Origin of the sequence: Microcoleus sp. LAD1_D3, from assembly GCF_036702135.1 — a bacterium.
Taxonomy (GTDB): domain Bacteria; phylum Cyanobacteriota; class Cyanobacteriia; order Cyanobacteriales; family Microcoleaceae; genus Microcoleus.
In genome coordinates, this window is record NZ_JAUBSB010000036.1 from 55,585 (window position 1) to 70,229 (window position 14,645).

The window sequence follows — 14,645 nt, forward strand, 5'->3', positions numbered from 1 at the left end:
CACAACAAACAAAACAAACAAAAGATATGCAATTATTAAAGCTATTTGTGCAAGGAATCAGCGTCAGCACTGTTGCAATTTTGGGTTTAGCTGCTTGCAACCCCCCCAATAATTCACAGACAACTGTCCCATCTACTTCTGCTCCCACAACTACCACTGAAAATACGACTGTTCCAACCGCTTCTGCGCCTGCAACCACGACCGCACAGACGGCTCCGAATCAAGACCTTGACGATATTGCCGATCGCGTAGAAGATGCCTTAGACTCCGATCGCACCCTCAAGCCCTTCGATTTGGACGCAGACGATCGGGATAATTCGATTGTGTTAACAGGGCGCGTTCAAACGGCAGAACAAAAAGCATTGGCAGAACAAATTGCTCGGCAAACTGCACCGAATATTTCGTTCAATAACCAAATCGTCATTCAGTAGTTCCTAACAGTGAAGTGGCAAGAGCATTTGGCGCTTCTTGCCACTTAAAAAATTGCGCGATCGCAGTGAGGAAACCTATGGATTTGCCAACCTTATTGGACTGGATGCGATCGAAATATTGAAACAATAAACTTATTCAACGATCTCGTAACGAACTAACTGGCGAACATTTTGACGTGATAACTGTAGTTCTTGGGCGATCGCTGCCTCTATCTGGCTTGCGTCAGTCATTGGCAATTCTAATTCCAATCGCTTCAAAATGGGTTCTGCTGTTTCTACCGCAACCTGGGTGGTTCCTTGTTTTCGGTTAATCACCGCATTAATCAGCAATATATTGACAGACACCGTTGCTTTAAGCTGGGTATCTGCCTGAAGTTTATTCTTTACGATCTGGGGTTGTTGTAATTCTTGAGCCATTAGGAAACTGGAACCAACCCAAAACGCGATCGCCACAAACGGCAATGGCAACCAAAACTCAGCGCCTGATGCTTTTAGCCAACGTCTAATCATCCGCTATTCTTTCCCATCCATTCTGACGCTAATACTATCTATGGGCACTTTAATACAACTTTATCTCTCCTAAAATCTAGCTTAAAGAAGATGCGCCAATCACCTCAAACTCTAATAATTCTGAAAACTGCAAGCTGCGAAGGAGGCGAGCCGAGATATGAGAGTTTTGCTGGTGGAGGACGACCCAAAGCAACTGATGCCACTTCAAACTGTGCTGTCTCAAGCAGGACATAGCGTGGATGGGGTTAAAGATGGAAAGACGGCACAGTGGCTTTTATCAGAAAAAGAATATGATTTGTTGATTTTGGACTGGATGTTGCCACATATTAGTGGGGTAAATCTCTGTCGTCAATATCGAGCTGCAGGGAAAACAGCGCCGATTTTGATGATCACGGCAAGAGATACCACGCCTGAAAAAGTGACCGGCTTAGACGCAGGTGCAGATGATTACCTGGTGAAACCGATCGATTTGGTTGAATTCATGGCACGAGTGCGGGCATTAAGACGGCGATCGCCCCTTTGGCAAGGAGATACGCTCAGCCTTGAGGATCTACACCTCCACCTCGATACTCTTACTGTTGAGCGACAAGGTGCAACCGTTTCCCTCTCCAGTCGAGAGTTTCAGTTGTTGGAGTATTTTATGCGTCATCCTCGACAGGTTTTGACTCGGAATCAGATTGAACAAGGCGTGTGGGAATGGGGGACTGAACCAGAGAGCAATGCGATCACTGTTCTAATTCGCAAACTCCGCCAACGCTTGCAGGCTGTAGGATCTGCAGACTGGATTGAGAGCATTTACGGTATGGGTTATCGCCTCAGTTCCCCTGAAAAGTAACGATCGTAAAGGCAAGCCGTGTTCAATCAAAGTCGTCGCAATCTGGCTCGTTGGTTCACCCTCTCAATGGGAAGCATTCTTGTGCTGTTTGCTGGGGTGATTTATCAGATTGAGGTAAAAGATAAACTAGAGGCGCTTGACCGACTGCTCTATGACAAGACTAGAGTCATGGCTGCCAGCGTGTATTATGAAGTTCACAAAAACGAGAGCCAGGTCGATCTGAGTCATGTCCCCTTGTTAGGCAGTGGGTCTCATCCCCTTGCAGAAGATCTGATTTATGTACGCTGGTATAACCCACAAAGGCGGCTCGTTCGTTTTTTTGGGGATTCTCCTCCTGAGCAGTTAAATACGCCCTTTGGTTATCTCACAGTTCGATCGACCGATCCACTTTTGGGAAAAGGAATCTGGCTGCGTCAGGTGACATTACCCGTTGAAGGTAGAACAGGGGTACTCGGTTATCTTCAGGTTGCAACTCCCCTGACAGAAACTCAAAACAGGCTCACTGAGCTTCAGATTGTGCTAACTCTCGCTGTCCCGCTGACACTGGGCTTAATTGCCCTCACAGGTTGGTTTCTCAGTGGGCTGGCCATGCAACCGATTCGGCAAGCCTATCAGCAGCTTCAGCGCTTTACAGCCGATGCCTCTCACGAGTTGCGATCGCCCCTCTCTGCAATTCTCACGAATGCCCAGCTTGGGTTGCTGATCGCGGCTGATGATTCACGTTACCATCCTCCCTTAGAAAACATTGTAGATAGCGCAAAATCAATGGGAGCGCTGGTGAATAATTTACTGCTGTTGGCTCGTCATCAGGGGCACCTTGCGCCGGAATCGCTCAAGTTAATCAATCTCAACGAGTTGCTGAGCAATTTAGCAATCCAGTTTCTGGCACTTGCAGAAGCCCAAAATATCAAACTAACCTGCGAATCACCGGAACAACCGATTGAATTATTGGCTGATCCAGATTTGCTACGGCAAGTAGTCGAAAACTTGCTTTACAACGCCTGTAAATATACTCCCGTTGGCGGAACTGTAAAGATACGCCTAGTTCTTCATTCCAATTTGGCAGTCATTCAGATAATCGATACGGGAATCGGTATTCCAGAAGCGGACTTACCCTATATTTTCGATCGCTTCTATCGAGTAGACACCGATCGCTCGCAGGAGAGTGGAGGCTTTGGGCTGGGGTTGGCGATCGTCGAACAAATTGTCAAGGCACACAGCGGAAAAATACAGGTGACGAGTGAAGTGGGTCAAGGCTCAACGTTCCAGGTTGAACTGCCGCTCAAACCTTATCACTAAGCCGCCTCAAACGAGAGAGAATGTTCACTCTGCTTTCTGCTTTAGACGTAACTGCAATGTATGTGGTGTATTTGGATGAATGCCGATGAAGTTGAAACATGATTTCTGGGTTGGTTGGGCGCTAGGGGCGATCGTCCTGAGTTCTTGTTCCGACCAAACTACCTCACCAAGACAACAACCTGATATAAAACGTGAAATTTCACTGAAAGCAGTCCCGTTAGATAAAACAAAAGTTGTGATGGGACAAACCGTATATGTCCCTATTTACTCACATATTTATCACTACAATAGCCAGGATCAAGTCATGAATTTGTCAGCCACCCTCAGTATCCGCAATACGGATCTGACAAATTCGATTATTATTACTTCGGTGCGTTACTACGATAGTGATGGGAAATTGATTAGGCAGGACATTAAGAGTCCAGTAGAACTCAAGCCACTTGCTTCCACAGACTTTTTCATTGCAGCAGATGATACAAGTGGAGGCTCAGGTGCAAACTTTATTGTGGAGTGGGTTGCAGAAAAAACGGTTTATGAGCCTGTCATTGAAGCTGTCATGATTAGTACCTCATCTTCTCAGGGCATTTCATTTATCAGTCCCGCTAAAGTTCTCAAGCAACACAATATGCAGAAGTAATTTTAGAGGATTAAATTATTGCTTTACAAAGTAGTTTGAGACTACCATAAGGGGAGCATCTCATATTTGTAAAAACAATTCTTCTGGCTTCTTCCTTCTTCCTTCTGACTTTTTTCCTACTGGCTCCTGACTCCTAACTTCAATTTCTAGCTTGGCTGCAAAAGTGAGATGCTCCCATTTTTAATTTTTAACTTTGTACATCACTATTTATTGCAAAATAAAACGATAGCATTACTGTGCATGACTACCCAACTTTTTTCTGTTAAGATTAGAGAGCTTGAGGGTGAATACTAAAAATATAAATGAGGACTTAGGGTATGCAAAAGCGACAATTGGGAACATCACAAATTCAGATTACCCCGATAATTATGGGGACTTGGCAAGCTGGGAAGCGGATGTGGGTGGGAATTGAGGATGCTGAAACTGTCAAAGCAATGCGCGCGGCTTTTGAGGCAGGTATTACAACCTTTGATACGGCTGAGGTTTACGGAGAAGGGCATTCGGAACAAATTATCGGTCAAGCACTTTCAGATGTGCGATCGCAAGTAGTTTATGCTAGCAAAGTTTTCGCCAACCACCTGAAACCCGATTTGTTAATCGAAGCCTGCGATCGATCGCTAAAAAACCTCAACACCGATTATATCGACCTTTACCAAATCCACTGGCCCGCTGGCACTTGGAATTCCGAGTTAGTGCCCATTGCAGAAACAATGGACGCCCTGAACAAGTTAAAAGAACAGGGAAAAATTCGGGCGATCGGCGTTTCCAACTTCTCGCGTGCCCAAATAGAAGAAGCCGCCCAATACGGACGCATCGACAGCTTGCAACCGCCATATTCTCTCTTTTGGCGCTGGGTAGAAAAAGATGCTATGTCCTATTGTGTGGACAATCATATCTCAATCATTGCCTATTCATCTCTAGCTCAAGGAATATTGACAGGTAAATTTGGGCCAGAACACAAGTTTGAAGAAGGCGACCACCGCGCCAAAAATAAGCTGTTCATCAAAGAAAATTACGACCGAGTGCAAACAGCATTAAATCAACTCAGGCCAATTGCCGATCGACATCAAACAAGCTTGGGTAACTTAGCTTTAGCCTGGTTGATTTCCCAGCCCCAAACAAATGCAATTGTCGGCGCGCGCGACGGGGAACAAGCAGCCGAAAATGCTAAAGCTGCTGAGGTAAAGTTGAGTGAAGAGGAATTAAAAGAAATTGACGCGATCGGGCGCACCGTCACCGATCATTTAGACGATAACCCCGTTATGTGGAACTTCTAAAACAGAACTGACGCAACTGGCATATATAGTAGGGTACCCCGGAACTCACCGAAGATCACCATTCTCGCTTAACGGGCTAGAAGCCCGTTCCACAAAGAGTGAATTTCTTGTGGAATGGGCTTCTAGCCCGTTCCTAAAAAGCTAATGAGGTATAATATCTACTGCGCTGTGGAAATATTCAAAAAGTTAAAATCTAAAATCTAAAATCCGAAATCTAAAATCGAATGAGTTACTGCCTAAATCCCAACTGTTCCAAGCCGCAAAATCCCCCCGCAGTCAAATTATGCAAAAATTGCCGTTCAAAACTGCTGCTGCGCGATCGCTACCGGGCTATAAAGGCGATCGGACAAGGCGGTTTTGGTAGAACATTCCTCGCCGTTGACGAAGATAAACCCTCAAAACCTCGCTGCGTCATCAAACAATTTTTACCCCCAGAAACCCAACTCATCCCCTCCGCAAGCAATCGCAACAGCAAAAAAGCAGCCGAACTTTTTGAACAAGAAGCAATGCGATTAGACGAATTGGGCAAACACCCCCAAATTCCCGAACTATTAGCCTACTCCATCCAAGACAGCAGACAATATGTAGTCCAAGAATTTATCGACGGCCAAAATTTAGCACAACTTGTAGAAACAGAAGGCAGATTTACCGAAAATCAAATTCAAGACTTACTCAATAGCTTATTACCCGTCCTTCACTTCATCCATTCCCACAACGTCATTCACCGAGACATCAAACCCGGAAACATCATCCGCCGCGCCGACAAACAATTAGTTTTAGTAGACTTTGGCGCAGCAAAAATTGCCACAGGTACAGCTTTACTCAAAACAGGAACCAGCATCGGCAGCCCCGAATACATCGCCCCCGAACAAGCTAGAGGCAAAGCATTTTTTACCAGCGATTTGTACAGTTTAGGCGTAACCTGCCTGTATTTGCTAACTCAAGTTTCCCCTTTTGACCTCTTCGATCCCGGTGAGGATGCCTGGATCTGGCGACAGTATTTGGCCAACAACCCGGTGAGTGAAGAACTCGGTAAAATTTTAGACACAATGATTGCAAATGCTACCAACCGCCGCTATCAAACGGCTGTTGAAGTATTAAAAGAAATTAATCCCCAAGTTGCGATCGATCTAGCAATTCCTCAAACAAATTCCAAGTTAATTAAACCCGGAAAAACTCCCGCCCAGCCCCAACAGCAAACCTATAACTGGCAATGTCTTCACACCCTCACAGGTCACAAAAACTTAATTTACTCTGTGGCTTTCAGCCCCAACGGAGAAGTTGTAGCCAGCGGCAGCGATGACAAAACAATCAAGCTGTGGGGAGTTGAAGACGGGCAAGAAATTGTCACCCTCACAGGACACGCTAACTCCGTTTATACAGTAGCTTTCAGCCCGGACGGAAAGATGCTAGCCAGCAGCAGCCACGACAAAACTGTCAAACTTTGGCGCATGAAAGATGGACAAGAAATCCGCACCCTGATCTGTCACAGTAACTCAGTTTACAGCGCAGCTTTCAGTCCCGATGGCGAAATTATTGCTAGCAGCAGTTGGGACAAAACAATCAAGATTTGGCGCGTCAAAGACGGGCAAGAAATTCGCACCCTTGCGGGTCACACCAATTTAGTTTATTTTGTTGCTTTTAGCCCGGATGGCGAAACTCTTGCTAGTTGCAGTTGGGACAGAACAATCAAGATTTGGCGCGTCACAGATGGGAAGCTACTTCGCACACTTACAGGTCATACAGACTCCGTTCGCTGCATAGCTTTCAGTCCCACTGGAGAGTTTTTGGCTAGCGGCAGCCATGACAATACTATTAAAATTTGGTGGGTTAAAGATTGGCAAGAAGTTTTAACTATCACAGGACATTCTTGGTATGTTGATTCTATTGCTTTTAGTCCCGATGGCGAGATTCTGGCTAGCAGCAGCAATCAAACTCTCAAGATTTGGCGAGTGAAAGACGGTCAAGAAGTCTGTAATATTGCAGGTCATAGTAACTCGGTTTATTCTGTTAATTTTAGCCCGGAAGGAGAGTTTTTTGCTAGCGGCAGCAGTGACAAAACTATTAAGATTTGGCAGAATATGACCTTTGTTTAATTAGCCACGATCAAAGTTGTTTGTAATCGTTGGGCGGGGGCAGGTTTATGATAATTGTGGGTTTTAGGCGATTATTGTTGGTGAACCTGCCCCTACAGGAATTATGGTCAATTCACCGAACACGATATGATTCAACCGTTTTCCCTTTCAATTTTTTGCCGCAACTCCCGAATGACTGTACTTGTAGGGCGATCGCGCGACATTTGCCAGCATTCCTCCACAATTTCTGATAGATTAAAATTGGGGAAATAACGGCTAACTGAACTTTCTACATATCGATCGTTTTGCAAGTCGTAAATTATGAGCTTATTTTTCTTAAATAGCCACACTTCCGGCACTTGATAAGGCAAGTAATCATCTAAATCCGTGTAGCTAGTTACGTCTACTTCGATTACTAGATCGGGCGGCGGTTCAACACCCCAAGCAATCCGATCTTTACCAATAATTGTCGAGCAATTATCGGTATAAAAACAAGTAATCTAGCAAAACCTTGACGATATCAGCAATTATATTTGCTTGTTTTCCGTGAACGGGTAAAGGGGACATTAACAAAATCTCTCCTGGTCGATATTTGATGCGGGGAATCTGGCGATATCCCAATTGTTGCACTAGTGCTTGGTAAGCCTGCCAAATTTCCGGCAATTTTACAAGTGTTCCGGGAGGCAAATGTATTTGTTCTGGGGTGATGATTGCGAACATGAAATTTATACCTCCTTATTAATTATATGTGTTAATGTTTTTTGCCAGTTGCAAATAGGTACTTAACTTTTGGAATCTTCAACAAATTTAAGATTCAAAAAATCTATTTTCTCGCCTTTGCTACCTAAAGGTATATTCCACCGCTTCTCCATGAACTCCAGTAGTTTTATACCTCTCTCTAATATTGCTTGAGCTGTCCAATCTTGGTATTGAGTAATTTCATTTTCCGAGTAGGATCCATATCTATATCCAATAGTGCTATCATCTTTTGATATCTTGTCTATAAAGCAGTTATTACTGAAACTAGCGTTTTTGGGTCTTGATAATGGCAACAAATTACCTAGAGAATGCCTCAAAATGGTTCTTTCGGGAGCAGAGTAAGAGTTGAATTTTAAAGTCCAACACTCTTTTCTCGGATTTTGAGGATAAATATGTTCTATTGTGTCGTAGTCATAGTTATTAAAGTCAATCCAATCTAACTTTTGTCTTTCGGTTTTCGATGTGGTTTGAAGAGACAAATCATACTCATACAGAAAATATTTAATTCCACGCCACTTGTAAAAACCATCTGAATTGAAGTGTAATCTGACATTGGGTAAAAATTCCTTATGAATTGTAATTTTATGACTAATTTCTTCTAATTCTTTTATTATTTTCTCAGGAGTTAGTTTACTTTTACTAAGTTTCACTGCTAGTTCAACCATATTTAGACTAGAAAGATCACAAAGATAAAAAAGATGATATGTACTTTGCGTCAACAACTCCAAAAAATTTATTCTCTCAATAGCTTTTAGGAGTTTAACCCTCTCCTCCTGCTTCTTCTGCTTTTGGAAAAAAACCATTACTAACGGTGTGGCTTTAAAGAAATCCTTTCTTCGAGATAACCGAATTAATTTATCGAGCCAAAGCTTTTCTTCCGTCGAAAAATCACTGTCCCCAGGATTCATAATTTTATACCATAGCTCTACACAGGATCGAAGACTGCTTACATAAGAATAAACTTCATTCAGGGAAAGTGTGTCTTTTTCTTCCTCATTTTGACTAGATGTATCAGTATCAGCTTTATTAGCCATGATACTCTTGACTGTAAACTTGCGTTCTAAAAGATAAGCACTATAATTTACTTTTGTCCGTTTTCTATAAACGCGATTGTTAATAGTATCTACCTCCAGTGTAAATTCCTCATCTTCCAGTCCATTAAGAGCCTCAAAGTATATCGTAAAATGATTTGACAAGAATAGATCATCATCAAGAGGTTGACTCTTATTTTTCCCCAGATAGTGATACATTGATTTCCATGTCTCATTAATACTCCTTCTTAATTTTTCTTTATCACAATCATCAACCTCAAATTTTGTGGACAGATATATTAACCTGTTTTTTAGTAGCTCCAAATAAGATAACAACTTACCTCTATTATTCATGGTTTCAAATGCCACAAAAACATCTATATCGGTTGAAATCGTATAGATATTAAATAGTAGGTTCTGAGTAAGTTTTCGATAAATATTTTCTTTGCTATCTAAAGGCAAAGTTTCCAGCATTTTTCTAAAAAAATCCTTGGCGAATTCCAAGTTATGTGTGTAGATTGTTTCTTGTGGAGTTTCACTCAAATCTGATGTTTCAAGAAATATTTTAGTTTTTAAAAATTCGTAGCTGGGATTATCTTTTTCATAGCCAAACATATATGACCTTGATATTCCTCCGTTTTTTGAATCAAAAACAAATTTCTTGCGAATTTCATCTAAAGTATTATAGTTAAGCCGCGTCTCTTCTTCAACAGACTCTATAATTGACTGAACCAAAATAATTGCAGTAGTTAACCTCTGTTGCCCATCAACAATGTAATACGGTAAGTAACTTTTGGATTCAATAATCCAATGATCATCTCTCCATGTGGTAATCGTTTCCTTAGAAACTTGCTCTAATGTTAAAACTCCTAGATAATGATTTTTATCTTTTTCAAGTTGAATTAGATCGCCCCAAAAATCTTTTAGTTGCTTCTCTGTCCAAGCGTACCCTCTCTGATAGTCTGGAATTCGGTAAAGTCGTTCAGTAAAGAGCTTAGAGAGTGAATAGAGTTGTTGTTCCATAAAAACTTTGAGAATCTTAATTGTGTACAAGTTGTTAATTAAGTATAGCACGCATCTCGATACATTGAGCCTGCAACTATGCCTTGCCCACTATAAAATTTTTGATTAGGTCTAGCTAGCGGACAAATCAGTATTTATCAGGCTCTTGGAGTGTGATCGCCCTTTTTAAATTTCTTCAACAACTCCGGCGTCACCAAACCTTGCGGAAAAAATATCGTCCCCAAAACAATCAGCAACCCAAAAATAATTAAACGTCCATCCCGCAGAAATTGCGCCAACCAAATCGGCAATCCCTGAATAGTTGCTATCCCCCTCAAAACCTCCGGCAAAGCAGTAAACACCATCCCACCCAAAACTGCTCCCAGAAAAGTTCTGCTACCACCAATCAACACAGAAGTCAAGTAAATAATACTAGCATCAAAAGTACCTTGACGGGCGTTCCAAGTATTCAAAAAATGGGCGCTAACTGCACCCACAACCCCAGCTAAAACAGCACCTAACGTGAAAGCCAAAACTTTATAAAAAGTTGGGTTAATGCCGATCGCATCTGCCGCCAACTCATCAGCCCGAATCGCCGCAAAAGCCCGCCCCACCCGAATCCGTTCCAGACGATAGACAATCGCCATACTGACCAACAGTAAAGGTAGTACAATCCACAAATACTCGATCGGCGTCGCAAACGGTTGCGGAATCCCAAAAATGCCCACAGCCCCACCAGTGATATCTAGATTCAGCGATAAAACCCGCAAAATTTCCACAAAAGCAATAGTTGCGATCGCCAAATAAATCCCACTCAACCGCAGCGCCGGAATTCCCACTAAAATCCCCAGCAACCCCGAAACAACCCCTGCAATTATCATCTCCACCAACAGCAATGGCAGTGGAAATAAACCCCCTGTCTGTTGAAACACCGTCGTAGATAAAATCGCCGCAATATACCCACCCAACGCATAAAAACCAGGGCTCGCCAGAGACAACTGACCAGTCATTAGAGGCAAATACAGCGACATTCCCAACATTGCACCCAGCAACATCGACACAATCAGAAACCCATAAGTAGTAAAAAATGTAGCCATTTGATTTTAGATATTTTAAATTAGAAGTTATTAAGGAAAATCGCGTTAGCTTGGTTTCCAATTTGGATTGATTAAGCTAGTCTGAATATGGTCTTCCCACCGACCATTTATCAACAAATAGTCTCTAGAGTAACCTTCTACCACAAATCCCAATCTTTTAAGTAGATTACCGCTACGCTGATTTTGAGGCATATAATTTGCTATAATGCGATGTAAATTTAACTCTCCAAAAACATATTGAATTGCCACTCTCACAGCTTCCGTCATATAACCTTTACCTTGTTGCGCTTCTGCCAGATTATATCCCAAAAAGCAAAAGTGACCGGCACCTCGTACAAAATTATCAAAGTTAACGTTACCGACAATATACTCAGGATTAGCCTTCTCAAAAATCCACAGCTTTAAAGATTTGTCTGACTTAAAGCCTTGGAAATCTTTCTGTACTTGTTTTTCCCAATAACTTTTCGTTAAAAAATCCTCCCCCCAATGTCGATGCCAGGGAGTAAAAAACCTTTGATTGTCTCTGTAAAATTTAATGATTTCGCAAATATCGTCTTGATTGGCTAATCGCAAAAAAAGGCGCTCGCTGACCATTAATGGAACTTCCGAATTCATCCAACTGCCTCTGAGGTATGAATAAGTTTTTTAGGTACGTATATAAAACTGTACAAGAGTTTATACGGGCTGGTTTAGGTATAGTCTTTGCTGGCAACCAGTTTTACCTTCTCAAAACCGCCCTGTTTTATTAGATGTCTTGCAAATAATACTACACCTTTTGAATCAAACGCCGTCCAAACAAACCCTGCGGCCTAACCAATAGCATAATAAACAATATCGCAAAAGCCACAGCATCCTTATAAGCCGAAAAATCTCCCGGCACAAAAGCCTCCACCAAACCAATTATAAAACCTCCCAAAACTGCCCCAGGAATACTCCCCAACCCACCCAGCACAATCACCGCCAAACCCTTCAAACCAAAAGCAATACCAAAATACGGCCCAGCAATACTCACACTAGAACCCACCAAACTCCCCGCCAAACCAGCCAGAAAACTGCTCACAAAAAACGTCAACACAATGTACCTATCAGTATCAATCCCCAACAGACTAGAAGTAGTAGCATCTTCAGCCACAGCCTGCATTGCTTTGCCAAACTTAGTAAAATTTATTAAGTAAGTTAAGACAGCCACAATCGCAACTGACACCAAAAAAATTACTATTTGAACAGTCCGAATCGGAATAGGTTTATCTACTGTTCCGAAATTAATTGCAGCCGGTAAATAGCCGTAAGTGTTAGCAGGAAAAGTGTAAATTTCGGCCCCTACAAGATATTGGATAATATTGGCTATCGCAACTGCCACACCCAAACTAGAAACTACCGTCAGCAGAGGATCAGAGAGTCGGCGGCGCAAAGGCAAAAAAGCAATTCGTTCAACAATTACTCCCACCAAACCAGCCAGCATACTGCCCAAAATTAGTGCCACAGCAAAAGGCAACTGCACGGGAATTCGAGCATTAGCCCACAACCCATTAAAACCGAAAGTACCTCCCATCAGCGCATAGGTGAAATAAGCACCCAACGTAAATACTGCACCGTGAGCAAAATTAATAATTCCGAGAATAGAAAAGACCAGTGTGTATCCCAGGGCAAAAATAGCATACACGCTGCCGATCGACAAACCATTCAAAAATTGTTGCAAAAACAGAGTTAAGTCCATCACCCGTTAAAAATTGAGCATCACACCAAAATCATTCAACAACAAATACCTCACTGGTTTTTCCTCTTCCCTCTTACTTCTTCGGTCTTCCCGACATCCGTTAACTCCGTTAAAATCGTCGAAGGACTCCGTTGCCAAACTTTCCTCTCCAATCATTTCAAAAACTCAAACTTACCATTATTGCCATCCGCCTCCATCTTAATCCGTGCCACATAAAACTCTTTCTGATTGATCTCCCCTTCAGGCGTAAAAGAAATTTCCCCCAAAGGCGTATCGTACTTTCCTCCCAACAACTGCTGATTCAAATTTGTACGCAATTCTGCCAACGGTTTTTCCCTAACCTTAGACTTAGCATTAATTGCCTTTAATGACTCAACAAAAACTTGGACGCCCGTAAAAGCTTGAGCGCTAAATTGAGGCGGTTCCTTCTTGAATTGAGCGCGGTAAGCATCGCGAAAAGCCTTGTTAACTTCATTTTCATATTCCGGGCTGTAGGCTTGGGCAATCAAAACTCCATCACAGAGCGCTTTACAAACAGGAAATACATTAGAAGTATTCAGACCGTTGCCCCCAATGATCGCGCCTTTGTAACCCAACTCCCGCAATTGCTTAATTAAATTGCCTCCATCGGCGGCCAACCCGGAAATAATTATCAAATCGGGGTTGACATTGATCGCGTTAGTAGCTTGAGATTGGAAATCTGTATCCGTAGTCAAGAATTTTTGGACTGTTGCCAATTCCAGTCCCATATCTTTAACCGTTGTCTGAAAAGTTTCAGTCTCAGATTTGCTAAAAGCATCATTCTGAGCAAAAAACACGGCTACTTTCTTAATATTGGGATTTTGCTTCAGTGCAGCTTTAACTGCATTAGGTGCTACCACTGCCACAGGCGCGGAGACTCTGGCCACATAATCGCCAATCTGGGGAATGCCTTTAGCGGTGTTGGAGGGTCCGAGTACAGGAACTTTTGCTCGATCGGCGATCGGATCGGCACTAAAAGCTTGCTGCGAGAGGGTTGGCCCCACAATACCTACCACCTTATCCTGATTGATCAGAGTATTGAAGGCATTGATCGTTCCTTGTTCATCTCCACCCGTATCTTGGAATACCAGTTTAATCGGCGTCCCATCCACACCGCCCTTATCGTTGAAATACTTCTGGGCAATTTTTGCCCCAGCCACCTGTTCTTGACCCAGTAAAGCCACATTGCTAGTTTGGGCTACCCCAATACCTATAGATATAGTGTTGGAATTACCCCCACCAGACGAACCCTCTGGCAAAGCACCGGGAGATGGCGAAGTCGCCGGAGATGCTGTAGTAGAGGTTTGGGGAGTGTTCGTCTGACTGCAAGCGATCAGCAGTGAAGCGCAGGTAACGAACAAGGCGCTAGGGCGAGCAGTAGGGTTTTTCATGAGCGGGCGATCGAACATCTATATATTGAACATCTACACGTAGAGATATTCTACCCATGCGCGGTAGATACTCCCCCCAAAAGTCCTATCTTGCAAAAAAAAAAGACCCCCTCCCGGAAAGAGGAGTCAGCCAGCGGAGGCAGGATTCGAGACAAACAGCCGAAACCCTTGGTGTGTATAGGTTCAAAAAAAAGTCAAAAATATTTTCGCAAAACGCTTGACAACTCTAGGGAGAGTTGATACATTAATAAAGCGCCAGAAGGGAAGCGGTTCACTGAACCACAACCGGAAGGCAAAAAACTGAACCTAGAAAAAAGAATAGTTTGAAAGCTTAAAGCACTATTAACCTCGTCAAAAAAATCAAGATAGAGAGATATAGCGAGAGCTGATACTCAATATCGCAAACAAAGAGAAAAATGTCAAGGGAAAAAAACCAGCGGTAAAAGGCTGAGTAGAAAGAACTTGATTTTAGCCAAAAGAACTCAACAACACGGAGAGTTTGATCCTGGCTCAGGATGAACGCTGGCGGTCTGCTTAACACATGCAAGTCGAACGGAGTAGAA

15 protein-coding genes and 1 rRNA gene are annotated in these 14,645 nt (G+C 42.8%); 7 read left to right on the top strand and 9 right to left on the bottom strand.

Annotated features, from left to right (window positions below; translation table 11 throughout):
* The first annotated feature begins 26 nt into the window (after positions 1–26).
* Positions 27–431, top strand: coding sequence for a BON domain-containing protein (locus QUA74_RS19600; RefSeq protein WP_333332516.1), 405 nt, complete (start codon positions 27–29; stop codon positions 429–431).
* A gap of 132 nt (positions 432–563) precedes the next feature.
* Here QUA74_RS19600 and QUA74_RS19605 read toward each other — a convergent pair whose 3' ends face one another.
* Positions 564–941: a hypothetical protein gene (locus QUA74_RS19605; RefSeq protein ID WP_333332519.1), complete on the bottom strand. Its 378-nt coding sequence runs from the start codon at positions 939–941 to the stop codon at positions 564–566.
* A 157-nt stretch (positions 942–1,098) separates the two neighbouring features.
* On the opposite strand from QUA74_RS19605, the gene rppA reads away from it, so the two are divergent.
* From rppA to QUA74_RS19630, 5 genes are all read left to right on the top strand, one after another.
* Positions 1,099–1,776 (top strand): two-component system response regulator RppA, encoded by a 678-nt coding sequence (rppA, locus tag QUA74_RS19610; RefSeq protein ID WP_333332522.1) that lies wholly within the window; start codon positions 1,099–1,101, stop codon positions 1,774–1,776.
* Between the two features lie 18 nt (positions 1,777–1,794).
* A complete protein-coding gene (locus QUA74_RS19615) occupies positions 1,795–3,075 on the top strand; it encodes a HAMP domain-containing sensor histidine kinase (protein ID WP_333332525.1) in 1,281 nt (426 codons plus the stop codon).
* A gap of 85 nt (positions 3,076–3,160) precedes the next feature.
* Complete coding sequence (locus QUA74_RS19620; protein ID WP_333332527.1) at positions 3,161–3,712, top strand: DUF3124 domain-containing protein; 552 nt, start codon at positions 3,161–3,163, stop codon at positions 3,710–3,712.
* A 317-nt stretch (positions 3,713–4,029) separates the two neighbouring features.
* Complete coding sequence (locus tag QUA74_RS19625) at positions 4,030–4,989, top strand: aldo/keto reductase (protein ID WP_333332530.1); 960 nt, start codon at positions 4,030–4,032, stop codon at positions 4,987–4,989.
* 224 nt (positions 4,990–5,213) lie between these two features.
* Positions 5,214–7,085: a serine/threonine-protein kinase gene (locus QUA74_RS19630; protein ID WP_333332533.1), complete on the top strand. Its 1,872-nt coding sequence runs from the start codon at positions 5,214–5,216 to the stop codon at positions 7,083–7,085.
* 131 nt (positions 7,086–7,216) lie between these two features.
* Here QUA74_RS19630 and QUA74_RS19635 read toward each other — a convergent pair whose 3' ends face one another.
* From QUA74_RS19635 to QUA74_RS19670, 8 genes are all read right to left on the bottom strand, one after another.
* Positions 7,217–7,564 carry a Uma2 family endonuclease gene (locus QUA74_RS19635; protein ID WP_333332564.1) on the bottom strand — a complete coding sequence of 116 codons (348 nt, stop codon included), beginning with the start codon at positions 7,562–7,564 and terminating at the stop codon, positions 7,217–7,219.
* Positions 7,542–7,784, bottom strand: coding sequence for a hypothetical protein (locus QUA74_RS19640; RefSeq protein WP_333332536.1), 243 nt, complete (start codon positions 7,782–7,784; stop codon positions 7,542–7,544). Before QUA74_RS19640 ends, QUA74_RS19635 begins: the two co-directional genes overlap by 23 nt.
* 62 nt (positions 7,785–7,846) lie before the next feature.
* Positions 7,847–9,877, bottom strand: coding sequence for a DUF262 domain-containing HNH endonuclease family protein (locus QUA74_RS19645; protein ID WP_333332539.1), 2,031 nt, complete (start codon positions 9,875–9,877; stop codon positions 7,847–7,849).
* A gap of 137 nt (positions 9,878–10,014) precedes the next feature.
* The gene (locus QUA74_RS19650) at positions 10,015–10,953 is read right to left on the bottom strand and encodes a branched-chain amino acid ABC transporter permease (RefSeq protein WP_333332542.1); all 939 of its coding nucleotides are present in this window, start codon (positions 10,951–10,953) and stop codon (positions 10,015–10,017) included.
* A gap of 45 nt (positions 10,954–10,998) precedes the next feature.
* A complete protein-coding gene (locus QUA74_RS19655; RefSeq protein WP_333332546.1) occupies positions 10,999–11,568 on the bottom strand; it encodes a GNAT family N-acetyltransferase in 570 nt (189 codons plus the stop codon).
* 151 nt (positions 11,569–11,719) lie between these two features.
* Positions 11,720–12,670 (bottom strand): branched-chain amino acid ABC transporter permease, encoded by a 951-nt coding sequence (locus QUA74_RS19660; protein WP_333332549.1) that lies wholly within the window; start codon positions 12,668–12,670, stop codon positions 11,720–11,722.
* Between the two features lie 6 nt (positions 12,671–12,676).
* Positions 12,677–12,826: a hypothetical protein gene (locus QUA74_RS19665; protein WP_333332552.1), complete on the bottom strand. Its 150-nt coding sequence runs from the start codon at positions 12,824–12,826 to the stop codon at positions 12,677–12,679.
* On the bottom strand, positions 12,823–14,082 hold the full coding sequence (locus QUA74_RS19670; protein WP_333332555.1) for an ABC transporter substrate-binding protein: 1,260 nt from the start codon (positions 14,080–14,082) through the stop codon (positions 12,823–12,825). Before QUA74_RS19670 ends, QUA74_RS19665 begins: the two co-directional genes overlap by 4 nt.
* A gap of 487 nt (positions 14,083–14,569) precedes the next feature.
* Here QUA74_RS19670 and QUA74_RS19675 point away from each other — a divergent pair.
* A 16S ribosomal RNA gene (locus tag QUA74_RS19675) occupies positions 14,570–14,645 on the top strand; the annotation flags it as partial.

Coding starts and splice junctions, on each gene's coding strand:
- QUA74_RS19670 (WP_333332555.1), bottom strand. CDS start 14,082: ATGAAAAACCCTACTGCTCGCCCTAGCGCCTTGTTCGTTACCTGCGCT.
- QUA74_RS19620 (WP_333332527.1), top strand. CDS start 3,161: ATGAAGTTGAAACATGATTTCTGGGTTGGTTGGGCGCTAGGGGCGATC.
- QUA74_RS19660 (WP_333332549.1), bottom strand. CDS start 12,670: ATGGACTTAACTCTGTTTTTGCAACAATTTTTGAATGGTTTGTCGATC.
- QUA74_RS19650 (WP_333332542.1), bottom strand. CDS start 10,953: ATGGCTACATTTTTTACTACTTATGGGTTTCTGATTGTGTCGATGTTG.
- QUA74_RS19600 (WP_333332516.1), top strand. CDS start 27: ATGCAATTATTAAAGCTATTTGTGCAAGGAATCAGCGTCAGCACTGTT.
- QUA74_RS19640 (WP_333332536.1), bottom strand. CDS start 7,784: ATGTTCGCAATCATCACCCCAGAACAAATACATTTGCCTCCCGGAACA.
- QUA74_RS19630 (WP_333332533.1), top strand. CDS start 5,214: ATGAGTTACTGCCTAAATCCCAACTGTTCCAAGCCGCAAAATCCCCCC.
- QUA74_RS19665 (WP_333332552.1), bottom strand. CDS start 12,826: ATGATTGGAGAGGAAAGTTTGGCAACGGAGTCCTTCGACGATTTTAAC.
- QUA74_RS19625 (WP_333332530.1), top strand. CDS start 4,030: ATGCAAAAGCGACAATTGGGAACATCACAAATTCAGATTACCCCGATA.
- QUA74_RS19655 (WP_333332546.1), bottom strand. CDS start 11,568: ATGAATTCGGAAGTTCCATTAATGGTCAGCGAGCGCCTTTTTTTGCGA.
- QUA74_RS19645 (WP_333332539.1), bottom strand. CDS start 9,877: ATGGAACAACAACTCTATTCACTCTCTAAGCTCTTTACTGAACGACTT.
- QUA74_RS19605 (WP_333332519.1), bottom strand. CDS start 941: ATGATTAGACGTTGGCTAAAAGCATCAGGCGCTGAGTTTTGGTTGCCA.
- rppA (WP_333332522.1), top strand. CDS start 1,099: ATGAGAGTTTTGCTGGTGGAGGACGACCCAAAGCAACTGATGCCACTT.